The sequence below is a fragment of the Flagellimonas oceani genome (assembly GCF_011068285.1).
In the GTDB taxonomy this organism is placed as follows: domain Bacteria; phylum Bacteroidota; class Bacteroidia; order Flavobacteriales; family Flavobacteriaceae; genus Flagellimonas; species Flagellimonas oceani.
The window spans coordinates 416,378-437,300 of the sequence record NZ_CP049616.1; the positions used below are offsets into that span (position 1 = coordinate 416,378).

The following is a 20,923-nucleotide window of genomic DNA, read 5'->3' on the forward strand; positions in this document are numbered from 1 at the left end:
ATGGCCTGTGTTATTGTATTTTTGCACTCCATTTAAAGGAACTATGCGCACAAAATCGCTTAAAAAGAACAAAATCAATGTAGTGACCTTGGGTTGCAGCAAAAATGTCTACGACTCTGAGGTGTTGATGGGGCAATTGCGCGCCAACAACAAGGAGGTCGCCCATGAAGAGGAAGGCAATGTGGTGGTAATCAATACCTGCGGGTTTATCGCCAATGCCAAGGAGGAAAGTGTGAACACTATCTTGGAATATGTTCAAAAGAAGGAGGCCGGTGATGTTGATAAAGTTTTTGTGACCGGTTGTTTGAGCGAGCGTTACAAACCGGATTTGGAGAAAGAAATCCCAAATGTCGACCAATATTTCGGAACAAGTGAGCTGCCCAATCTATTGAAGGCGCTGGGGGCAGACTATAAGCACGAATTGATCGGTGAGCGTTTAACGACCACACCAAAAAATTACGCATATCTTAAAATAGCCGAAGGTTGCGACCGTCCCTGCTCTTTCTGCGCCATTCCATTAATGCGCGGAAAGCATCGTAGCACACCCATTGAGGATTTGGTGGCCGAGGCCGAAAAATTGGCTGCCAACGGTGTCAAAGAACTCATTTTGATAGCCCAAGACCTTACCTATTATGGTCTTGATCTTTATAAAAAACGAAACTTGGCCCAATTGCTCCAAGCCTTGGTAAAAGTGGAAGGAATCGAGTGGATTCGTTTGCACTACGCCTTCCCAACAGGCTTCCCGATGGATGTTTTGGAAGTGATGCGCAACGAGCCTAAGATTTGCAATTATATCGATATTCCCCTACAGCATATATCCGACTCCATTCTTAAAAGTATGCGACGCGGCACCACACAGGCCAAGACCACAAAATTGCTGAGGGATTTTAGGGAAGCGGTTCCCGAAATGGCCATACGCACCACCTTGATTGTGGGTTACCCCGGAGAAACCGAGGAGGATTTCGACATCTTGAAGCAATGGGTGCAGGATATGCGTTTTGAGCGTTTGGGCTGTTTTACCTATAGCCACGAGGAGAACACGCATGCCTACAATTTGGTAGATGATGTTTCCGATGAGGTGAAGCAAGAACGTGCGAACATCATCATGGAAATCCAATCGCAAATATCTTGGGAGTTGAATCAAGAAAAAATCGGTCAGACTTTCCGTTGCATAATCGATAGAAAGGAAGGCAACCATTTTGTGGGCCGTACCGAATTTGATTCGCCCGATGTGGATAACGAAGTCTTGATAGATGCCACAAAGTTTTATGTGAAAACAGGCGATTTTTTGGATGTCAAGATTACAGATGCTTCGGACTATGATCTATTCGGGGAGCCCGTTGCCAACTAGTCTGTAATTTTTTAAGACTGCTCGTTGTACTCAAGTCTGATGATCACAAGGTAACAAAGGAAACCAATTGTTCCACATTGGGGTGCTCGCTTCCGCTTGCGGGTTCGATGGTTAGGTTCAACGATTCCGCATTTTCAATATATTTTAATGAGACCAGCTCTTTATCGGTGGGTACAAGCCCCATGTTGATCATTTCCCCATTTACATCGCTCCACATTTGATACGTTTTGTCATCGGGCAATTGGGGCAAACCTTTAGGGTTGACAAATACCAACTGACTTTTATGGTTGATGTAGGCTACGGCCTTGCCATTGGGCGCTTTTTGGTTTCCATAGAGGACCAAGGGAATTACGTTCGGATTATTGATATTCTCCAAACGATTGGAGGTGAGCCTGAACTCTGATTCCAGCTCGTCCACTTGTTGTTGCAATCGGCTGGTTTGTAGTTGAAGCGTATTTAGGTTGCTTTCGGCATTTTGCCATTGCACATAAAGCCAAAAGGTGCTCAGTCCAAAAATCAATGCGAAGCCGGCAGCGATGGATAGGGGCACCCAGTTTCTTGTGGTCGGCGTTTTACCGATGGTGTTCTTCAATCGAATTTTTACGGCGTCGGGTGGGGTTATGGCCTGTTCCATCCCCATGCGCTCAAAATCTGCCTCTAAGGCATCAAAATGCTCCTTGAGCGATTTATCTTGCTCAAGGGCTTCTTCCACGGCAGTGGTCAACTCTTCCGAAAGCTCTCCGGTCAGATAAAGCTCTAGAAGTCCTTCTTCCAATATCTTTTTCTTTTCCATCATGCCATTAATTCTAAAACGACCCAAATATAAAGCAACTTATGAGCGTATGTTTCACGTAATTGTTTTAGTGCTTGCCTAATGTAGGACTTAAAGGTGCCAAGCGGTACCCCCATGGCCTTGTGCGCCTCTTTATGGGTGTAACCACTGTAATATACCAATGCAATAGCTTTTTGGTGATGAGGTTCCAAGGATTTTATGGAGCCTTTGAGTGCTGTGTAATCATTGGCCTCCTCATTGGCCTCTTTAGTATCATATACACTCAGATCATCCGTTTGGATGAGCTTGTTCTTGGTCCGTAGGGAATTTAAGGTTGTGTTGCGTGCTATGCGATAGGCCCAAGTGTAAAATCTCCCTTTGGAGGCATCGTAACGATCGATATGCTTCCAAATTTTCACAAAAGTTTCCTGAAGAAGGTCTTCCGCTATGGTTTTGTCGCGGCACATACGAAGAATCACCCCGAACAGGGCGCCGGAATATTTATCGTATAGCTGGTAGAGGGCCGTATCATCGCCCGTTCGCAAGCGGGCAATTACCTCATGATCTTCAATACTGTTCTTCATTGCTAGTGTTAAAGATATGATAAAAAACTTCGGTGTTCATCCATTGGACAAAACCGTGTGTAAATAATAGTAGAAAGCGCTTTAAAAACAATAATCATTGAACATTTAAATCAGAAAAAATGAAAAAATTAATTTTTGCTTTGGCCACTTGTGCCCTATTATTTTCAACCCAACACACCAACGCCCAAAAATCCAAAGACATCGTGGATACGGCCGTTTCGGTGGATGACTTCTCAACTTTGGTAACCGCTTTGAAAGCTGCCGACTTGGTGGGCGCGTTGAAAGGCGATGGGCCTTTTACAGTGTTTGCACCTGTAAATTCCGGGTTTGCCAAAATCGATTCTAAGACCTTGAACACGCTTTTGCAACCGGAAAACAAGGAAAAATTGGCTGCAATTCTAACGTATCACGTGGTCTCCGGCAAGTTGATGGCTTCCGACGTAGCCGCTGCCTTGTCCAAGGGTAATGGAAAAGCAGAACTTACAACCTTGAACGGTGGGAAATTAACTGCTGTGAAAAAGGACGACGGTATCTATTTGGAAGATGCCAAGGGAAATTGGAGTAAAATTTCCAAGACAGATGTCGTTGCCTCGAATGGAGTGATCCATATTATCGAGGATGTTGTAATGCCCAACTAAGCAAGCGTTGTTTGTTTTGATGCTGAAAAGCACCGCATTGCGGTGCTTTTTTATTTTTGGTACGATTATCTTTTTCGGATTAGTTCCAATTCATAAATTTCTCTTCCCAATTGCGCCAAAAAAGGGATGCCCACATCATCGTATTCGTAAGCGTTATCATTAAAAACACCATCGCTGTTTACCAAAATGGTGGCTGTTAACATAAAGTCTATATTGTTCTTGGTATCTTGTATGTAGGCGTTGTCCGTAAGCGTTCCGTAGGCATAGCCCACTTTATTATAGATTTTGATATGCTCCGGCATGGGCTCCGTACTGTCTCCGAACATAAAAAACTTCACATAACTATCGTAGTATTCCACAGGGTCGTAGCCCAATTTCGGAGGGAGTGTGTGCATCGCTTCCAATAACACTTTCTGCTGGGTCTGGCTCAAATTGAACCGTTCTTCCGTAGGAAACGCTTCAGGAAATATGATACGCTTGAGCAATGCTGATTGTGCTTCAATGGGATAGTAATTTTTCAAACTAAAATCAAAAGCGCCATTTTGATAGGTTTCATCCGATATAAAACCCTTGCCTTTTTTGAGTTTGTCCAACTCGAGCGGTCTTATGGGCGAATTTATGATGGGTGCGCTCAATGATGTGGTGGAGTCGTTCAAATAAAAAACCAAAGGCGTTGTGGTAACATCATCTGCATTGTCCGTAGATAAGCGGTGGGCTATCCGGATGGGTGAAACACCCCTTCGTTCCATTCGTCTGTTCAGGTCGTCCTGTCCCAAAAACTCGACCAAACGATTATTGGCGGCATTGTCCGACACGGCAAAAATTTCCGAAATCGCTTTTGCGAAAGTGGTCTGTAAGGAATCACCCTCGACGAAGAACCGGGTGTGCACGGAAAGAGAGTCAACCTCGTTCAGTTTTTCCAATGCCGCAACTGCCGCAGGGAATTTCACGGTGCTTGCAGGATAGAAATAGTTGTTGTTTTTTACCTGAAAATCGTGGTCGGTAAAGATTACGCTATCATTTCTTCGGTCTATTTGGGTGTATCTAATTTGGATTTCATGTTCGTCCAAATTATCCATTACCCTGCTAATTTTAGGGTTTTTGGAGGAAAGTGCCTCGGCCAAAATATCGGTAGGGACATTTTTGGAGCAGGAGACTCCCAAAACAAATAAGCTCAGTGCCGCAAGTTTAGATCTCATTGGCAAAAATTAAATCTCTCCGGAATATACCTGCCCTCGATGGGGTTTAAGAATTTCCCTTACCTCTTTCAATTCAAATTCGGCAACGACCAAATAGGCAATGCTGTGCGCCGGACTAAAATGTTCTACCCCGCCAAGGTCGTATTTTAGCTCTTCCACCTCTGCAAACTCCTTAAGGTGTTTTAGGTAATGTTCCGCTGTATGGGCGGCACCCGGCCCCCTAAAGTCCCAGATGATCTTGATTTTTCTGTCCAAAAGTTTTTCCATTGTTGTTATGAGTTGAGCACGGATGTGCCATTTTCGGCAAATGCCTTAAAGTCTTGCATGTATTTAAGAGATTGTTTTTTAAAGGCCCCAGGCATTAAAAATCCCATAAGCTTCATTCCGAATCCGGAAAATTGAAATTCTGTTTCCGATACCCAACGGGTTTTATCGCCCTCGTCCTTAAAATAATTTTTTTGAATGTTGTGAACGCCCTTGGTGTCGTAGGTCATATGCATTTCCTCGGGCAAATTTTTTTTGATGATGGTCTCCACCATGTCCATTTTCCTTTTTCCCATCTCATAACTAAGGCTCGTTTGAGCTCCTTCCTGTCCGGGAATCTTGGACAATTGCTCATAGCCGATAAGCCCCCTTTGCCAATGCTTCATGTTATTTGGATCGTCCATTTTTTTAATGAATTCCTCCCTGGGCACATCAACTACAATTTCGGTAGTATACTTCATAATTGGTTTGGTTTTTCACTAAAGTAGCAATTTCTGGGCATCTATGGGTCACAAAAAAATCTGTTAATGAAATGAGAACCTACTTGTAAGGGATTTTGTAATTGTTATTTTTGCGAAATGCTTAAGCTCCAAAAAAATACACTTTTCCTTTTAGGTACTTTTATGGCGATTATTATTTCCTCCTGCGAGGGAATGTTCAATGAGGAGGAAGAAAAGGAACCTTTGGCAAGGGTGGGCGATACTTTTTTGTACAAAGAAGATATAGCTTCCTTGGTCAGGGACGATATGACGGCAGAGGACAGTACCATATTTGTGAACAATTACATCAATAATTGGGCATCAAAACAACTATTGTTGTCCAAATCAAAAATAAACCTGCCCGAAGAAAAGTTGGCGGAATTTGACCGTTTGGTGTCCGATTACCGTGCCGACCTGTACACGCGTGCCTACATAGAGGCGCTGGTGAACCAATCCCAGGATACGGCCGTAACCAAAGGTCAGCTACAGGAATTCTATGAGCGGGAAAAAGAAAACTTTAAGCTCAACGAAAAATTGGTACAGTTAAGATTTGTTGGCATGTCCGAACAATTTTTGGATAGGGACGGGGTGGAGTCCAGAATCAAAAGTTGGGACGATTCCGATAGAAGATATCTGGATTCCATAGCCGTACAGTTCAAAAAAATACATTTTAACGACTCCATTTGGGTGAGTGCTTCGCGGGTAATCGAAGAAATTCCGCCCCTAACACAGGCAAATGAGGATTCCCACTTAAAAAAATCACAATTTTTTGAGTTACAAGATTCGTTAGAGGTATATTTGGGCTGGGTCACCAATGTGTTGGAAGTCAACGAAACAGCTCCATTTGATTATGTGGAACCGGACATTCGGCAATTGATCTTGAACAGAAGACGTTTAAATTACGTGAAACAATTGGAGACCGAAATATTAGATGAAGCCATTAAGAAGAATGAATTTGAGGTTTATGACAAAGAAAATTAAAGGACTTTCGGTTGCATTTTTTGCAATTTTAGGAATGGTCCAGGCACAGGAAACGGACCAAGCAATGCGCATGGATTCCACCAGCAATACCAAAAAAGTAAAATTGGATGGTATTGCCGCGGTGGTAGGCGATTATGTGATCTTGGAATCGGACATCGACAAAACGTTGATCGATCTTCAAAACCAAGGAGCATCTACCGAAGATGTGACCCGCTGCAACCTTTTGGGCAAATTAATGGAAGATAGGTTGTATGCCCATCAGGCGGTACAGGATAGTTTGTTGGTATCGGACGATATGGTAAATGCCCAAAGCGATCGGCAGATCCAACAGTTGACGCAACAAATCGGAAGCGTGGAGAAGATGTTGAGCTACTATAAAAAGCCGGATATGGAAAGTTTCCGTGAAGAGCTTTTTGAAATCAACAAGTTGCGCATGCTTTCCGAAAAAATGCAAGGTAAAATTGTAGAGGAAATCCAAGTGACCCCTGAAGAGGTGCGTCAATTTTTCTACAAGATTCCAGAAGAGGAGCGCCCTGTATTTGGGGCCGAACTGGAAATAGCCCAGATTGTAAAGCAGCCCGAAGCTCCCGAGGAGGAAAAGCAAAAGGTGATCAACCAGCTCAAGGAAATTCGTCAAGATGTCCTCGAGAACGATGCCAGTTTTAACGTGAAGGCCATTTTGTACTCCCAAGACCCCGGTTCAAAATCCAAGGGAGGGTTTTACAGTATGACCAAGGAGACCCCATTTGTAAAAGAATTCAAAGATGTTGCCTTTAGCCTTCGTGAAGGTGAAATATCTCAACCTTTCGAGACAAGTTTTGGGTATCATATCATATATATTGAAAAAGTAAGAGGTCAGGAATTGGACCTGAGACATATATTGATGATTCCAGAAATTCCACAAAGTGCCATTGATAAGGCAACACAGGAATTGGATACCATCCGTCAACAAATATTGGACGGTAAATACACATTTGCCGAAGCCGCATTGAATTTCTCCGATGAAAAGGAGACCAAGTTCGACGGTGGATTGCTTCGTAACCCCGTTAATTTTGATTCCCGTTTTGAATTGACCAAAATGGACCCTACCCTCTACAACCAAGTAAGGAACCTAAAAGATGGTGAAATATCCAGGCCCATCCGTGAAGACGATCAAAGGGGAGGCCCTCCAAAGTTCAAGATCATGAAGATTTCCAACCGATATGATGAGCATGAGGCCGATTTTGCCAAAGATTACATGAAGATCCAAGAATTGGCCTTGCGCGAAAAGCAGTTCAAGGCAATAAAGGAATGGATGGACGAGCATATAGAGGATACCTACATTCACGTGGATACAGAGAGTAGAGTCTGTGATTTTGCGAACAACTGGGTAAAGGAATAGTTGTATGTCGGATGTAGATGCGGTAGAAAACCTGGTAAAAAAGCACCAAGAACTTAAAAAGGAAATTGCCAAGGTCATTGTAGGCCAACAAGAGGTAATCGAGCAAATACTCCTATCCATTTATACAGGTGGGCATTCCTTGCTTATCGGTGTGCCCGGTTTGGCGAAAACCCTCATGGTAAATACCATTGCCCAAACCTTGGGATTGGATTTTAAACGAATCCAGTTTACCCCCGATTTAATGCCCAGTGATATTTTGGGAAGCGAGGTGCTGGATCAAAACCGTAATTTCAAATTTATCAAGGGACCGGTTTTTGGCAACATTATACTTGCGGACGAAATCAATAGAACACCTCCAAAAACGCAGGCCGCCTTGCTGGAGGCCATGCAGGAAAGGGCCGTGACCATTGCGGGGCAACAGTACAAGCTAAGCCTGCCCTATTTTGTTCTGGCTACCCAAAACCCCATAGAGCAGGAGGGAACCTATCCGTTGCCAGAAGCCCAATTGGACCGTTTTATGTTTGCCATAGAGCTCAAATACCCTTCCATCGAAGAGGAAATACAAGTGGTGAAATCCACCACAACCGATGATGAGGTCCGGATAAACACACTTTTCAATGCGGACGAGATCATAGCTGTGCAACACTTGGTCAGACGCATACCCGTGCCGGACAACGTTGTTGACTATGCCGTAAGGTTGGTCAATAGAACAAGACCGGGCCAAGAAGATGCCTCCGAATACGTTAAGACCTACATTGATTGGGGAGCTGGGCCAAGGGCTTCGCAGAACTTGATTTTGGCCGCAAAGGCCCATGCTGCCGTCCATGGTAAGTTCTCCCCCGACATCGAAGATGTGAAGGCCGTAAGCCTTGGAATCCTTCGCCACAGGATCTTAAAAAACTACAAAGCGGAAGCTGAAGGCATTACCGAAGAAAAGATTATCACGGAATTGTTGTAAAAAATAAGTAGGACAACACTTATTTAGTGCGATTCTAATTCCAAAATACTTCACGATTTAGTAAATTTACCGAATTACGAAAATCTTAAAAACTCAATTGTAGAATGGCATTTGATATAGACATGATTAAGGGTGTGTACGCTTCCATAGGGGAACGCGTAGAAAAAGCCCGTGAGTTGGTGGGCAAGCCCCTGACACTTTCCGAAAAAATCCTATACTCTCACCTTTGGGACGGTAAACCTGAAAAGGCCTTTGTAAGAGGCAAGGATTACGTTGATTTCGCCCCAGATAGAATTGCTTGTCAAGATGCGACCGCCCAGATGGCCTTGCTTCAATTTATGCAAGCAGGTAAGGACAAGGTCGCAGTGCCTACAACAGTTCACTGTGATCACTTGATCTTGGCCAAACAAGGTGCGGCGGCAGATTTAAAACATGCCAACGAAACCAGTAAGGAGGTCTTTGACTTTTTGGGATCTGTATCGAACAAATATGGCATCGGTTTCTGGAAACCCGGTGCAGGTATCATTCATCAAGTAGTTTTGGAAAATTATGCATTTCCGGGCGGTATGATGATCGGTACCGATTCCCACACTGTGAACGCAGGTGGTTTGGGTATGGTGGCCATAGGTGTTGGTGGAGCAGATGCAGTGGATGTAATGGCCGGAATGGCCTGGGAGCTTAAATTCCCCAAATTGATCGGTGTAAAATTGACCGGAAAACTTTCTGGTTGGACCGCCCCTAAAGATGTGATCTTAAAAGTGGCCGAGATTCTTACCGTAAAAGGTGGAACAGGAGCCATTGTAGAATATTTTGGCCCAGGCGCAACTTCCATGTCCTGTACGGGTAAGGGAACCATTTGTAACATGGGGGCCGAGATCGGTGCGACCACATCTACTTTTGGTTATGACGAATCCATGGAGCGCTACCTAAGAGCTACCGACAGATCTGATGTGGCCGACGAAGCCAATAAAGTAAAAGAACATTTGACCGCTGATCCAGAGGTCTATGCCAACCCAGAGCAATATTTCGACCAAGTGATCGAAATCAACCTATCCGAATTGATGCCGTTGTTGAACGGTCCGTTTACACCCGATTTGGCAACCGAAGTAGGTACCATGAGGGAAAAAGCAGAAAAGAACGACTGGCCTTTGGCCGTTGAGTGGGGGTTGATAGGTTCCTGTACCAACTCTTCCTATGAAGACTTGTCAAGAGCATCATCCATTGCACAACAAGCTCTGGACAAAAAATTGAAGACAAAGGCCGAATTTGGTATCAATCCAGGTTCGGAACAAGTAAGATACACTACCGAGCGTGATGGTATCCTTGAGATATTCGAGAAATTGGATGCCAAGATCTTCACCAATGCCTGCGGACCATGTATCGGTCAGTGGGGACGTTACGAAGACCCAAAGAACGCTCCAAAGAACAGTATCGTGCACTCTTTCAACCGTAACTTTGCAAAGCGTGCGGATGGAAACCCAAATACACACGCATTCGTGGCATCGCCAGAAATGACCGCTGCCATAGCCATTGCGGGTCGTTTGGACTTTAACCCATTGACGGATAAGTTGATCAACGAGGATGGCGAAGAAGTAATGTTGGACGAGCCAACAGGATGGGAATTGCCACCAAAAGGTTTTGAAGTCAAAGAAAACGGTTACGAAGAGCCTCGTGAAGATGGAAGCGGAGTAGAAGTAATCGTTGCCGAAGGCTCCGAGCGTTTACAGTTATTGCAACCTTTCGAGCCCATCAAGGCGAGTGACCTTCAAGGAATGAAACTGTTGATCAAGGCGTTCGGAAAATGTACCACCGATCATATTTCCATGGCGGGACCATGGTTGCGTTTTAGGGGTCATTTGGACAATATTGCCAACAATACCCTTATCGGTGCGGTCAATGCCTTCAACCAAAAGACCAATTTGGTGAAAAGCCAATTGACGGGTGAGTACGGAGGAGTTCCGGATACGCAACGTGAATACAAGAAAAAAGGAATTATGACCGTTGTTGTAGGCGACCATAATTACGGAGAAGGTTCTTCCCGTGAGCATGCCGCCATGCAGCCAAGACATTTGGGCGTTGCCGTGGTATTGGTAAAGTCTTTCGCAAGGATCCACGAGACCAACTTGAAGAAACAAGGTATGTTGGCCCTGACCTTTGCCAAGGAATCAGATTACGATTTGATTCAAGAGGATGATACCTTCAACATTGTGGATGCGGCCGAGTTTGCACCGGACAAACCTTTGACCATTGAGGTGGTGCATGCCGATGGAAGCAAAGATACCATCATGGCGAACCATTCCTACAACGATGCGCAGATCAAGTGGTTCAATGAAGGCTCTGCCCTGAACTTGATCAAAAAACAAAATGCTTAATCGTATCTAAATATAATCTGTGAAAACTCCTGATGTTGTTGAAGATGTCAGGAGTTTTTAATTTTTGAGAAATAATATTCATGAAAATCAGTAAAAAGACTATTCTCAATATTGCATTGATTTTGTTCATACTGTCTTTTTTTGTGACCCCGATCGGGCATTACGGAAAAATAGGGTTGAACAGGATTTTTTCATTTCCCCCTTCGGTAATCGAAAAGGCGGAGCAACAGCGGATTACCGACTACGACTGGCGTTTGAAAGATGAGGAATGGGACTTTTTCAATTTTGAAAAATCGAAGGGCAATGTTGTCTTTATCAATCTATGGGCATCATGGCGTTTGCCCTCTGAGGCAGAACTGGCAAGTATCCAGAAGCTTTACGATTTGTATAAGGGGAAAATGGATTTCTATATCATCACCAATGAAGAAAGGGAACCTGTTGAGGCCTTTATGGAGGAGCATGAATTTACGTTTCCGGTCACTTATTTGATCATAGGCGAAAAAGCGCCCATTGATGCTGATAAAGTACCTGCCTCATACATAATCGACAAATCCGGTAATATTGTAATCAGTGAAGAGGGAATTTCTGATTGGAGTACAGACAAAATATACACATTGTTGGATGAATTGATCGCAGAATGAAGGTTTCCAAGGAACAGATAATCAATGGAATATGGATTTTGGCCGTTTTGCTCGTTCTTTTTACCCCAATAGGGTTTCATGTACGGGTATGGATGAACAAATTGATAGCCACGGTAGCGAGCCCAAGTACTGTTGATAGGGAGGAGCAGGTTGTTTTAAAGGACTTCAACTGGAACTTGATCGATTTTAATGGAACCCCTACAAACCTAGAAAGTAAAAAAGGGGAGGTTGTCCTGATCAATGTTTGGGCCACCTGGTGCCCGCCCTGTGTTGCAGAGCTTCCGAGCTTTATGGAATTGTACTCGGATTATAAAAATAAGGTCACTTTTGCCTTTGTGGCGAATGATGACAAGGATAAAGTTGCAAACTTTCTGGCGAAAAAGGGATATGAACTACCGGTTTACTTTCAAGCATCTGCAACTCCTCCGGAATTGGAAAGTGGTAGTATCCCCGTAACCTATATTATTGATAAGCAAGGAAATATTGTGGTGGACAAAACCGGAGCGGCCAACTGGAATTCCGATAAAATACGGGAGCTGTTGGATAGATTGGTTTCCGAATAATTATTTTCTTTTAAAATATTTAAAGGGGACAACCAACATTCCGAAGCATTCCCCATCTTCCTTGCCCAAATGTTTATGATGCATTTTGTGGGCCCTGCGGACACCCCGGGCATACCAATTATTGGCGTTTCGGAACATTTTAAAACGTTGGTGGATAAAAATGTCGTGTACCGTAAAATAGGCTATGCCATAGGCAAGTATGCCAAAACCAAGCGGCCATCCATACCAAAAGGAGGTGTAGCTTCCCAGATAGAAAAGCGACATGCTCACAATGGCATAAAAGATAAAAAAGGCATCGTTTCGCTCAAACCAAGAATCATGGTCTTTTCTGTGGTGGTCTTTGTGCAAGCTCCATAAAAAACCGTGCATTACGTATTTATGTGTAAACCATGCCATAAACTCCATAAAGCAAAAGGTTGCCAAAAAAATCAATATCCAAAGTGCTACTTTCATTGAACCAATTGTAGTTTATAATTTACATAGGATTGTGCCAAAAGTCCAAATTTTTGGTAGTTGGGTACCCGAATACGGGTGTTCTTTATTTCCAAAGGAGGTGTGCTCTGTAATTTTTCAAGCAGTTTTTTATAGTATTTGTATGCGGTGTAAACACCAAATTTGGCCTGTTCGGGCAATTTTACGATTCCGGAATAACCCAATGCAAAATCCGCCTTGATCTCGTTTACGATACGTTTTTTGGATGTCTCGTCCAACTCCAACAGATTGGTGTTGGGGAAATAGGTTCTGTTCAGGTCCTCGTAATCCGCTTTTAAGTCGCGTAAAAAGTTTACTTTTTGAAAAGCGGAGCCCAACGCCATCGCAGATTCTTTCAACTCTTCATATTTTTCCTTGTCGCCCTTTACGAACACGCAGAGGCACATTAGGCCAACAACGTCTGCTGAACCATAAATATACTCGCGGTATTCATCAAAAGTCTCGTAACGTTTTTTGGTGAGGTCCATGCGCATGCTCTTCATAAAGGATTCCACTAAGTGATAGGGAATATCATATTGATGAAAGGTGTGCTGAAAGGAATTCAAAATAGGGTTCAAGCTAATTTTGTCGGCAATGGCCTGTTCCATATCCTTTTCAAAGGCATCGAACAATTTTGCTTTGTCGTAATCGTGAAAAGTGTCCACAATTTCATCGGCAAACCTTACAAAACCGTAAATATTGTAAATATCCGCTCTAATGGACGGCGCCAACATTTTGGTGGCCAACGAAAAAGAAGTGCTGTAGGACTGGGTCACGACCTTGCTACAGCTGTAGGAAACATTGTCAAAAATAGTTTTCATTGTTTTACTTGTTTAATGATTAAATCAGCCACCAGTTTACCGGATATCAAGGATGGTGGGACCCCTGGACCGGGTACGGTCAACTGACCGGTAAAGAACAAGTTTTTTACCTTGCTACTTTTGAGGTTAGGTCGTAAAAAAGCGGTCTGGCGCAACGTGTTTGCCATACCGTAAGCATTGCCCTTGTACGAATTATATTGCTCAATAAAATCGTTCACGCAAAAACTTTCCTTAAAAAGTACTGAATTTTTTACAGATTGACGGGTTAGTTTTTCAAATCGGTCCATCACAATATCAAAATACTGTTCCCGTAATTGGGGTGTATCCTCAAGGCCCGGGGCTATGGGGATGAGAAAAAAACCCGTTTCTTGACCTTCTGGCGCCATGGATACATCCGTTACGGAAGGAAAATTGGCATAGAACAATGGGTTGCTGGGCCATTGTGGATCGTCATAGATTTCTTGGGCGTGCTTTTCAAAATTGGTATCGAAGAAAAGGTTATGGTGCTCAATGTTGTTCAATTTTTTATCAAAACCAATATAGAACAACAGCGAGGAGGGTGCGTAGGTTTTTTTGTCCCAGTACTGTTCGGAGTATTGTCTGTATTTTTTATCGAGCAAAGTTTCAGAATGGTGATAGTCCGCCCCACTTACCACATAATCCGCTAAATGGTTGGTTTCTTTGCTCCGAATTCCCAATACCTCACCTTCGGACACCAAAATATGGGTGGCCGGACTATTGGTGTGTATGGTAACCCCCAATTCTTCCGCTACACTTTTCATGGCCTTTATAATTTCGTACATGCCTCCCTTCGGATGCCATGTGCCCAGACCAAAATCGGCGAAGTTCATAAAGTTGTAAAATGATGGTGTATTGCTCGGTTTGGCGCCCAAGAAAAGCACGGGGAACTCCAACGTTGATATTAATTTAGGGTTTTTGAACCGTTTACGGACCTGCTGACTGATTGTTTTGAAAAACTGATCTACTTTCAACACAGTTTCCTTGGTCACCAGCTCCAGCGGTGAAAGCCCGGGTCGTAGCACCACTTTGTTGATGGCGATATCATAATTTTCTTGGGCCTCGCCTATAAATTGTTTGAGATGTTTACTGCTTCCCGATTCTATGCGCTCGAACTCGGCACATATTTTTTCCATGCAATCGCCAATGGTGATGGTATCGTCCTCAAAAAAAATTTTGTAGGCAGGATCGAGTTTGTCCAGTTGGTAGTAGTCCGAAGTTTTTTTGTTGAAATCGGAAAAAAATTTTTCAAAAATATCGGGCATCCAATACCAACTAGGGCCAATATCAAAAGTAAAGCCGTCTTTCACCAATTGCCTGGCCCGGCCACCGACCGTATCGTTTTTTTCGAATATTTCTACCTCAAACCCGGCTTTGGCGAGATAACAGGAGGCGGAAAGCGAAGAGAAACCGGAACCGACGACAATTACTTTTTCCATTTTAATCAAAGTGAATCTATCAGTTGGTTAATGTTTTTGAATATTTTGATGGAGCCCAGCAGTTGCTCTTCCCCGATTTCCTGTATTTGATGGCCCAGAACATAAAGCTTGGAGCCGGCGGATTTTTTTAGGACCTCCCGAAAGCGTTCAAAATAATTCTCGATTTCATCTTTGGTGGGCGATACCGTAAAATAGGAGACAAACCTTATGTTGCTGTAATACTTCAACAGGTCTTCCAAGCTCTCAATGGGCATGGTCTGGCCCAAATAGATGGTTTTGTAGCCTTTAAGCGCCAATTGATAATTGATGTACAACAAACCCAATTCGTGTATCTCGTTCTCTGGCAAGAAAAGTACGTAGACCTCATCTTTGTTGGTAGGGGCCTCGAATTGTAGCTGTTCGGTATGGATGTAAATTTTTTGCTTGATCAGGTTTGATATAAAATGCTCGTGGGCAGGACTTATGGTATTGGTTTGCCACAATAGACCAAGTTCGTTCAAAAGCGGGATGAAAACCTCGTTGAAAATTTGTGTGAACGATTTGCCCTCCATCAATTCGTTGTACGTTCTAAGGAACAGTGCTTGGTCAAAATTGAGCATGGAGAGCTTTAACGAATTGAGTGCATGGCTCTTTTCACTCTTTTCGGAGATGATCTCGTTGACCAATACGGGAATTTTTTCGTTGCCCAACTTTGCAATTTTGGAAATTTTATATCCATTGTTGTAAAGTAGCGTAACGTTTAACAGCTTTTGCAGGCTTTCAAGGTTGTAAGTGCGTATATTGGTGTCTGTTCTTTCTGGACTGAACAAATTATATCTTTTTTCCCAAATTCGGATGGTATGGGCCTTGATACCGGAAAGGTTTTCCATATCACGAATACTAAAAGATGTTTTTACGTTGTTCATCATTTTCATTTAAACGTTAAACAAATTTACAATTTAAAAGATGTCGTCCTAGCTTTTTATCATAAAATTTAGATTCCGGTTTATAAATATCAGCTTTTTGGGAAAAGGACTGCGGATTTTTCAGGCTGTGTTTAATTGTTCGGTATAGAGTAACTTTGGAATATAGCTCAGTTCTGTTTTTTGAAAATCAATTCCTTATAGTTGATGAATTCTTTTTTTACATAGGGAAACAGGATAAGAAGGCCTATCATATTGGGAAAGACCAAGGCCAATATCATGGCATCGGAAAATTTGATGACGGCATCCAAAGTAATGGCGGCCCCCAAAACAGTGAACATCAAATAAACGATCTTGTATGTAAGGTCCATGACCCTGCTTCTGCCAAACAAATATTTCCAGGCCTGTAATCCATAATAGGACCATGATAAGATGGTACTGAAGGCAAAAAGGCATACGGCCAGCATCAAAATCCACGAAGAACCGTTTATGGAGCTTTCAAATGCCATTGAAGTAATGTTGACCCCGCCCAATCTGCTACCATCGTTGAGCAAGGCTTGTCCTTCGATAACATTTCCGTAGGCAAAGACACCATCCATATTGAACAGAATAATGACAATGGCCGTCATGGTGCACACTAGAACGGTGTCTATAAAGGGCTCGAGGAGTCCCACCAAACCTTCCGATGCCGGGTACCCTGTGTTGACAGCAGAATGTGCAATGGCCGCAGACCCGGCCCCTGCCTCGTTGGAAAATGCAGCCCTTCGGAACCCCTGAATCATAACACCGACAAAACCCCCGGATACGGTCGCTTCGGGTGTAAAGGCACTTTTAAATATCAAAGCGAAAGCATCATCGACCCATTCAATTTTTGAAAAAATAATGAAAAGCGCGGCGCCCACATACAGTACGGCCATAAAGGGAACCACTTTTTCGGTAACCTTGGCAATTCTTTTGATACCGCCAATAATGACGATTCCGGCCAAAATGGCGAAGACAGCCCCGATAATACTGCCTGTGGCATTTCCCGTTAGACCAAAACGCTCTATGATCTGTGCGGCAGCTTGATTGCTTTGAAAGGCATTCCCTCCGCCGAATGATGCCCCCACACAAAGTATGGCGAACAACCCTGCCAAAATCTTGCCCAATTTGGAAAATCCCTTTTGGGCAATTCCTTTGGAGAGGTAGTACATTGGCCCTCCAAACACATTTCCTTCCTTGTCAATATCGCGGTATTTAACGCCAAGGGTACACTCTACAAACTTTGTGGACATACCGAGCAGGCCGGCAAGTATCATCCAGAATGTAGCTCCCGGGCCTCCGATGGAAATGGCCACGGCTACCATGGCTATATTGCCAAGTCCCACGGTGCCGGAAACGGCCGTGGCCAATGCCTGAAAGTGGTTGACTTCCCCCAGGTGTCCCTCATCTTTTATGGTATCCACCAAATCACCGTCAACCTCATAAACCTGTGGTTTTGACTTAGGTGGGTTTTTTTCGAGTTCGTCATATTTTCCCCTTACCACTTGTATGGCGGTAGGGAAATGACGGACGTTGACGAACCCAAAATAAATGGTGAAGAACAGCGCACCCCCAATTAGGATGATAAGGATCAAAGGAATTCCTTGACCGAACATCGGAATTTCCGCCAAAATCAAATTCTCCCACCAAACAGCAAATGGCATAAAGGCGTCATTGATTTTTTCATCCAGTCCTTGGTTGGATGTTGTTCCTGTATGTAACAGTGAGAAAATAGCTAAAGTGTTGTCGTAAAGTAGATTGACCATAATCGAAAGTTTGCCTGAATTTCGATTTTAGGTTTAATTATGAAGGGCTTTGTCGGAATGGATTTGGAAATGTCAGTAACACAAAGACAGACAAAATAAGTGTAACCTGTTAATAATCAATGTGTATGTTGTCTTTTGGGATGCGAAGTCTAATCTTTCGCTCCCTGTTTTCCGACATCTCGAACAACGTGGTTTTTAGGGGCTCGTAGTGCTTGTCCTTGGTCCAGTTCTTTTTGCCGAAAAGGCCATTGAGGATGGCTTCCAACAATCTTTTTAACTCGTTATGGTCATTAATGTCATACTCTTTTGAGACATCAAAATTCTTTGGTTTTATTTCCAGCCAACCATCGGTCATATCCTGTTTACGCTGGGCAAATTCTTTGAAAAGACGATAAAGGGCAGGTGTAAGCTGCACAATACGGTCTTTATCACCGGGAAATCCGATCAAGGAAATGGTATTCGCCCTTGTGTTCGATTTTGGGGTCTTTTTGATGAACCTTATTTTTAATTGATATGGTTCTGGTATCAAAGTTTCGGTGAGTTCTTTGACCCAGCTTAGCGCGAGGGCAAAAAACAACATGATCAATGATGTTTTAAATATGGCCGAGAATAACAATAAATTGATATTGTTGTCCATCAACTTATAGATCTGTGCCAAAAATGTGACCAATATGGTGATCAATGCCAGCCAGCCCAATAACAACAGTCTTCTTTTGATAAATGATTCCCAAAGCACAAATCCCAAGAAAATCAATGTCAAAAGTGCATAAACCACATCAAGTTCATTGATGATATGGGCTTCGCGTACCAAGAACATTTTAAATAATGTGGGGAAAAGTGCAAATGCAAAAGGGATTCCGATAATGTAAGGCCAAAACTTAGACTTGATAAGGGCAGCAAAAGGTTTCGGCAAATATTTGAACCATGGCAGCGCCAATAAGATAAATAGACTGTTGGTCAACGAAAGGATGCTTGTGAGTCCGTCCTTGTAGTTTGAATAAATCGGGGTGTTGTTGAACACAATTTCAGTTAGACCCGAAAATGCCCAGCAAAGCACGGAGAGCGCGAGCCAGACCGGACCGTAATCGTGTTGCTTTTTCCCGATATGGTACCAAATCGACATTAAGGAAAGAAAAGCAAATAAACAAACAGAAAGTTGCCACCAGCCATAAAACATGGAGATTTCATTTGAAACTTGGGTATCCATGCGAACGTTACTTTGAGAAAGGTTTATACAACTTCAACTATTTAGGAATAAACTGGAAAATAGTTAAAAAAGTAGAAAGTAAAAAAGTGATGCCCTTTCAATGTGAGGGTAAGGTGATTAAAAACAAAAAAACCGCAATTTCTTGCGGTTTTCTTTTGTGCCCACGACTGGAGTCGAACCAGCACGTCCTTACGAACACTACCCCCTCAAGGTAGCGTGTCTACCAATTCCACCACGTGGGCCTACGGAATTTTAGGTGTGCAAATATAATTTTTTTGTGTAAAAGGAGGGGGATTTATCGGCTTTTTATGCGGGTTGTTTTTTGGGTGGCATAAGCATTATCACTTTGCACAAAGTTTACAAAATCATAATATCCGTCCACTCTTATTTTTCTGAAATTTGCTTCTGATGAGAAACCCCCATACAATCAAAGTGCAGCAAGAACTTGCCGTTCGGGTACAAGGCTCCGATAGGGAAGCGTTCAATGCATTGTTTTCCATGTTATGGGAGCCCATGTACACCTATGCCTCTTCCATGATTATGAACGATTCCATCGCCAAAGATTTGGTGCAGGAAATATGGATAGATTATTGGCAGCGCAGGGAAAGCGTTGAGGTGGAAAACATCAAATCCTATTTGTACAAGGCTATTCGCTACAAATGTTATAATTCGCTAAGGGATACCAAGTTCAATAAAACTCAGATTGAGGCGGCAGAATCCATTTATGTGGCTTCCGAGATAGAACAGGAAGAAGATGTGCTGGAGCTTTCCAAGCGTATAGACATCAGCATGGCGAACCTTCCGCAACGGTGTCAGGAAGTTTTTAGGTTGAGCCGAATCCACAACATCAGCAATAAAGAGATTGCCAAACAGCTCAATATCTCCCATCGGTCGGTCGAAAACCAGATTTCTTTTGCGCTCAGGAGACTTCGAAAAGACCTTTCCATTGTTAAGTCAATGTTCCTATAAAGACCTTCTTTTTTAGCTAAAGGTTAAGCACCTTCCGTAAAGTTTAAGTAATCATTAAACCCCATTTTTTGAATGTGCGTCCCTGTGCGTTTCTGGTACTTGTTGTTGAAACGAGCACACAATGACTGAAAATGAGATTAAGGTCTTGATGAAGAAATACCTCAATGGTACCATTACCAAAGAGGAAGAAGCACTCTTGGAAGCGTTCGATCATAAACTGCTTTCAGAGAACCATCAAAACGTATTTAAAAATACCAGACATAAAGCCACTATTGGTCAAAAATTGGCCAAGGGCATCAATACTTCCAAAACAAGGGGGCCTTTTATGCAATGGAGCCGAATTGCGGCATCACTTATTTTGTTGATGGGCCTTTCGTACTTTGTGTACAACTATGCGGGTCAAGAAGAAGCGATCGAGCCCAATGTTATGCTGACCAAAACCACGGAGTGGGGGCAAAAATTGAACCTGGTGTTGGCCGACGGTACCGAGGTCTATCTCAACTCGGGCAGTACCATAAAATTTCCAAAACGATTTGAAGGGGATACCCGGTCGGTAGAGCTGGATGGCGAAGCATTTTTTGATGTCGCGGAAAATCCAAACAAACCATTTATCATAAGATCGGGAGAGGTCGAGACCACAGTATTGGGAACATCTTTCAATGTAAATACCTACGAGGAAAGCGAGCAAGTGGCCGTTACCGTGGCAACTGGAAAGGTAAAAGTGGTCTCTGGAGAAAGCGAAGTGCTTTTGCTGCCGAACGAACAAGGCGTGTTCGATAAAAAGTCAAAATCCATATCAAAGAAAAAAATAGATATCGCCGCATTTCTGCACTGGAAGGATGGCATCATTCATTTTGAAGATGCAGAACTGTCCGAAGTGCTCGAGACCCTGGAGCGTTGGTACGGGGTGAGCTTTGTGGTAGATAATGAAAATATAGGTGATTGTCATCTTACCGCATCCTATAACAACGAAAGGTTGAGTGCGGTACTGGAGAGTATAATTTACGCGAAAAAGGGATTGCAATACCAGTTCCTGAACAACAAAAAAATCGAATTAAAGGGAAAATGTACAGACTAAAACCAACTTAAATCAAAAAACAAACTATGACGTAAAACAAACTATGTA

General features: G+C 43.1%; 21 protein-coding genes and 1 tRNA gene. 10 read left to right on the forward strand and 12 right to left on the reverse strand.

What is annotated here, in order from left to right; translation table 11 throughout:
• The first annotated feature begins 43 nt into the window (after positions 1-43).
• Positions 44-1,351 carry a 30S ribosomal protein S12 methylthiotransferase RimO gene (rimO, locus tag GVT53_RS01955; protein WP_166247171.1) on the forward strand — a complete coding sequence of 436 codons (1,308 nt, stop codon included), beginning with the start codon at positions 44-46 and terminating at the stop codon, positions 1,349-1,351.
• 43 nt (positions 1,352-1,394) lie between these two features.
• Here the strand turns inward: rimO and GVT53_RS01960 are convergent, their stop codons facing one another.
• Both GVT53_RS01960 and GVT53_RS01965 read right to left on the reverse strand, forming a co-directional pair.
• The gene (locus GVT53_RS01960) at positions 1,395-2,147 is read right to left on the reverse strand and encodes an anti-sigma factor (protein ID WP_166247172.1); all 753 of its coding nucleotides are present in this window, start codon (positions 2,145-2,147) and stop codon (positions 1,395-1,397) included.
• Positions 2,144-2,707: an RNA polymerase sigma factor gene (locus GVT53_RS01965; protein WP_166247173.1), complete on the reverse strand. Its 564-nt coding sequence runs from the start codon at positions 2,705-2,707 to the stop codon at positions 2,144-2,146. Before GVT53_RS01965 ends, GVT53_RS01960 begins: the two co-directional genes overlap by 4 nt.
• Before the next feature lie 119 nt (positions 2,708-2,826).
• On the opposite strand from GVT53_RS01965, the gene GVT53_RS01970 reads away from it, so the two are divergent.
• On the forward strand, positions 2,827-3,345 hold the full coding sequence (locus GVT53_RS01970) for a fasciclin domain-containing protein (RefSeq protein ID WP_166247174.1): 519 nt from the start codon (positions 2,827-2,829) through the stop codon (positions 3,343-3,345).
• A 65-nt stretch (positions 3,346-3,410) separates the two neighbouring features.
• Here GVT53_RS01970 and GVT53_RS01975 read toward each other — a convergent pair whose 3' ends face one another.
• Genes GVT53_RS01975 through GVT53_RS01985 form a run of 3 tightly spaced genes read right to left on the reverse strand, consistent with a single transcriptional unit; the run spans position 3,411 to position 5,269 of the window.
• The gene (locus GVT53_RS01975; protein WP_166247175.1) at positions 3,411-4,544 is read right to left on the reverse strand and encodes a serine hydrolase; all 1,134 of its coding nucleotides are present in this window, start codon (positions 4,542-4,544) and stop codon (positions 3,411-3,413) included.
• 9 nt (positions 4,545-4,553) lie between these two features.
• Positions 4,554-4,811, reverse strand: a complete 258-nt coding sequence (locus tag GVT53_RS01980) for a hypothetical protein (protein WP_166247176.1) — start codon at positions 4,809-4,811, stop codon at positions 4,554-4,556.
• Between the two features lie 5 nt (positions 4,812-4,816).
• Positions 4,817-5,269 (reverse strand): SRPBCC family protein, encoded by a 453-nt coding sequence (locus tag GVT53_RS01985; protein WP_166247177.1) that lies wholly within the window; start codon positions 5,267-5,269, stop codon positions 4,817-4,819.
• Between the two features lie 162 nt (positions 5,270-5,431).
• On the opposite strand from GVT53_RS01985, the gene GVT53_RS01990 reads away from it, so the two are divergent.
• The 6 genes from GVT53_RS01990 to GVT53_RS02015 all read left to right on the forward strand — a co-directional run bounded on the left by GVT53_RS01990 (position 5,432) and on the right by GVT53_RS02015 (position 12,183).
• Complete coding sequence (locus GVT53_RS01990) at positions 5,432-6,268, forward strand: peptidyl-prolyl cis-trans isomerase (protein ID WP_240905116.1); 837 nt, start codon at positions 5,432-5,434, stop codon at positions 6,266-6,268.
• Complete coding sequence (locus GVT53_RS01995) at positions 6,252-7,649, forward strand: peptidylprolyl isomerase (protein ID WP_240905117.1); 1,398 nt, start codon at positions 6,252-6,254, stop codon at positions 7,647-7,649. Before GVT53_RS01990 ends, GVT53_RS01995 begins: the two co-directional genes overlap by 17 nt.
• A 4-nt stretch (positions 7,650-7,653) precedes the next feature.
• Positions 7,654-8,607 (forward strand): AAA family ATPase, encoded by a 954-nt coding sequence (locus tag GVT53_RS02000; protein ID WP_166247179.1) that lies wholly within the window; start codon positions 7,654-7,656, stop codon positions 8,605-8,607.
• Positions 8,608-8,711: 104 nt separating this feature from the next.
• Positions 8,712-10,979, forward strand: a complete 2,268-nt coding sequence (locus GVT53_RS02005; protein WP_166247180.1) for an aconitate hydratase — start codon at positions 8,712-8,714, stop codon at positions 10,977-10,979.
• Positions 10,980-11,059: 80 nt separating this feature from the next.
• Positions 11,060-11,620 (forward strand): TlpA family protein disulfide reductase, encoded by a 561-nt coding sequence (locus tag GVT53_RS02010; protein WP_166247181.1) that lies wholly within the window; start codon positions 11,060-11,062, stop codon positions 11,618-11,620.
• The gene (locus GVT53_RS02015) at positions 11,617-12,183 is read left to right on the forward strand and encodes a TlpA family protein disulfide reductase (RefSeq protein ID WP_166247182.1); all 567 of its coding nucleotides are present in this window, start codon (positions 11,617-11,619) and stop codon (positions 12,181-12,183) included. Before GVT53_RS02010 ends, GVT53_RS02015 begins: the two co-directional genes overlap by 4 nt.
• Here the strand turns inward: GVT53_RS02015 and GVT53_RS02020 are convergent, their stop codons facing one another.
• The 7 genes from GVT53_RS02020 to GVT53_RS02050 all read right to left on the reverse strand — a co-directional run bounded on the left by GVT53_RS02020 (position 12,184) and on the right by GVT53_RS02050 (position 19,070).
• Positions 12,184-12,636, reverse strand: a complete 453-nt coding sequence (locus GVT53_RS02020; RefSeq protein WP_166247183.1) for a sterol desaturase family protein — start codon at positions 12,634-12,636, stop codon at positions 12,184-12,186.
• Complete coding sequence (locus GVT53_RS02025) at positions 12,633-13,475, reverse strand: phytoene/squalene synthase family protein (RefSeq protein ID WP_166247184.1); 843 nt, start codon at positions 13,473-13,475, stop codon at positions 12,633-12,635. Before GVT53_RS02025 ends, GVT53_RS02020 begins: the two co-directional genes overlap by 4 nt.
• Positions 13,472-14,932, reverse strand: a complete 1,461-nt coding sequence (locus tag GVT53_RS02030) for a phytoene desaturase family protein (RefSeq protein WP_166247185.1) — start codon at positions 14,930-14,932, stop codon at positions 13,472-13,474. Before GVT53_RS02030 ends, GVT53_RS02025 begins: the two co-directional genes overlap by 4 nt.
• Before the next feature lie 5 nt (positions 14,933-14,937).
• Complete coding sequence (locus GVT53_RS02035; RefSeq protein ID WP_166250393.1) at positions 14,938-15,837, reverse strand: MerR family transcriptional regulator; 900 nt, start codon at positions 15,835-15,837, stop codon at positions 14,938-14,940.
• 167 nt (positions 15,838-16,004) lie between these two features.
• Positions 16,005-17,621 carry an alanine/glycine:cation symporter family protein gene (locus GVT53_RS02040; RefSeq protein ID WP_166247186.1) on the reverse strand — a complete coding sequence of 539 codons (1,617 nt, stop codon included), beginning with the start codon at positions 17,619-17,621 and terminating at the stop codon, positions 16,005-16,007.
• Between the two features lie 109 nt (positions 17,622-17,730).
• Positions 17,731-18,828: a hypothetical protein gene (locus tag GVT53_RS02045; protein WP_166247187.1), complete on the reverse strand. Its 1,098-nt coding sequence runs from the start codon at positions 18,826-18,828 to the stop codon at positions 17,731-17,733.
• A gap of 158 nt (positions 18,829-18,986) precedes the next feature.
• A tRNA-Leu gene (locus GVT53_RS02050) sits at positions 18,987-19,070 on the reverse strand.
• Positions 19,071-19,236: 166 nt separating this feature from the next.
• On the opposite strand from GVT53_RS02050, the gene GVT53_RS02055 reads away from it, so the two are divergent.
• Both GVT53_RS02055 and GVT53_RS02060 read left to right on the forward strand, forming a co-directional pair.
• Complete coding sequence (locus GVT53_RS02055; protein WP_166247188.1) at positions 19,237-19,797, forward strand: RNA polymerase sigma-70 factor; 561 nt, start codon at positions 19,237-19,239, stop codon at positions 19,795-19,797.
• 121 nt (positions 19,798-19,918) lie between these two features.
• On the forward strand, positions 19,919-20,875 hold the full coding sequence (locus GVT53_RS02060; protein ID WP_166247189.1) for a FecR family protein: 957 nt from the start codon (positions 19,919-19,921) through the stop codon (positions 20,873-20,875).
• Positions 20,876-20,923 lie beyond the last annotated feature (48 nt).

What these genes read in the sequence shown, in the direction of transcription:
- GVT53_RS02040 (WP_166247186.1), bottom strand. Translation starts at nt 17,621, where the DNA reads ATGGTCAATCTACTTTACGACAACACTTTAGCTATTTTCTCACTGTTA.
- GVT53_RS02005 (WP_166247180.1), top strand. Translation starts at nt 8,712, where the DNA reads ATGGCATTTGATATAGACATGATTAAGGGTGTGTACGCTTCCATAGGG.
- GVT53_RS01990 (WP_240905116.1), top strand. Translation starts at nt 5,432, where the DNA reads ATGGCGATTATTATTTCCTCCTGCGAGGGAATGTTCAATGAGGAGGAA.
- GVT53_RS01965 (WP_166247173.1), bottom strand. Translation starts at nt 2,707, where the DNA reads ATGAAGAACAGTATTGAAGATCATGAGGTAATTGCCCGCTTGCGAACG.
- GVT53_RS02045 (WP_166247187.1), bottom strand. Translation starts at nt 18,828, where the DNA reads ATGGATACCCAAGTTTCAAATGAAATCTCCATGTTTTATGGCTGGTGG.
- GVT53_RS01980 (WP_166247176.1), bottom strand. Translation starts at nt 4,811, where the DNA reads ATGGAAAAACTTTTGGACAGAAAAATCAAGATCATCTGGGACTTTAGG.
- GVT53_RS02010 (WP_166247181.1), top strand. Translation starts at nt 11,060, where the DNA reads ATGAAAATCAGTAAAAAGACTATTCTCAATATTGCATTGATTTTGTTC.
- GVT53_RS02035 (WP_166250393.1), bottom strand. Translation starts at nt 15,837, where the DNA reads ATGAACAACGTAAAAACATCTTTTAGTATTCGTGATATGGAAAACCTT.
- GVT53_RS02000 (WP_166247179.1), top strand. Translation starts at nt 7,654, where the DNA reads ATGTCGGATGTAGATGCGGTAGAAAACCTGGTAAAAAAGCACCAAGAA.
- GVT53_RS01995 (WP_240905117.1), top strand. Translation starts at nt 6,252, where the DNA reads ATGACAAAGAAAATTAAAGGACTTTCGGTTGCATTTTTTGCAATTTTA.
- rimO (WP_166247171.1), top strand. Translation starts at nt 44, where the DNA reads ATGCGCACAAAATCGCTTAAAAAGAACAAAATCAATGTAGTGACCTTG.
- GVT53_RS02020 (WP_166247183.1), bottom strand. Translation starts at nt 12,636, where the DNA reads ATGAAAGTAGCACTTTGGATATTGATTTTTTTGGCAACCTTTTGCTTT.
- GVT53_RS02060 (WP_166247189.1), top strand. Translation starts at nt 19,919, where the DNA reads ATGACTGAAAATGAGATTAAGGTCTTGATGAAGAAATACCTCAATGGT.
- GVT53_RS02015 (WP_166247182.1), top strand. Translation starts at nt 11,617, where the DNA reads ATGAAGGTTTCCAAGGAACAGATAATCAATGGAATATGGATTTTGGCC.
- GVT53_RS02055 (WP_166247188.1), top strand. Translation starts at nt 19,237, where the DNA reads ATGAGAAACCCCCATACAATCAAAGTGCAGCAAGAACTTGCCGTTCGG.
- GVT53_RS02025 (WP_166247184.1), bottom strand. Translation starts at nt 13,475, where the DNA reads ATGAAAACTATTTTTGACAATGTTTCCTACAGCTGTAGCAAGGTCGTG.
- GVT53_RS01975 (WP_166247175.1), bottom strand. Translation starts at nt 4,544, where the DNA reads ATGAGATCTAAACTTGCGGCACTGAGCTTATTTGTTTTGGGAGTCTCC.
- GVT53_RS01970 (WP_166247174.1), top strand. Translation starts at nt 2,827, where the DNA reads ATGAAAAAATTAATTTTTGCTTTGGCCACTTGTGCCCTATTATTTTCA.
- GVT53_RS02030 (WP_166247185.1), bottom strand. Translation starts at nt 14,932, where the DNA reads ATGGAAAAAGTAATTGTCGTCGGTTCCGGTTTCTCTTCGCTTTCCGCC.
- GVT53_RS01985 (WP_166247177.1), bottom strand. Translation starts at nt 5,269, where the DNA reads ATGAAGTATACTACCGAAATTGTAGTTGATGTGCCCAGGGAGGAATTC.
- GVT53_RS01960 (WP_166247172.1), bottom strand. Translation starts at nt 2,147, where the DNA reads ATGATGGAAAAGAAAAAGATATTGGAAGAAGGACTTCTAGAGCTTTAT.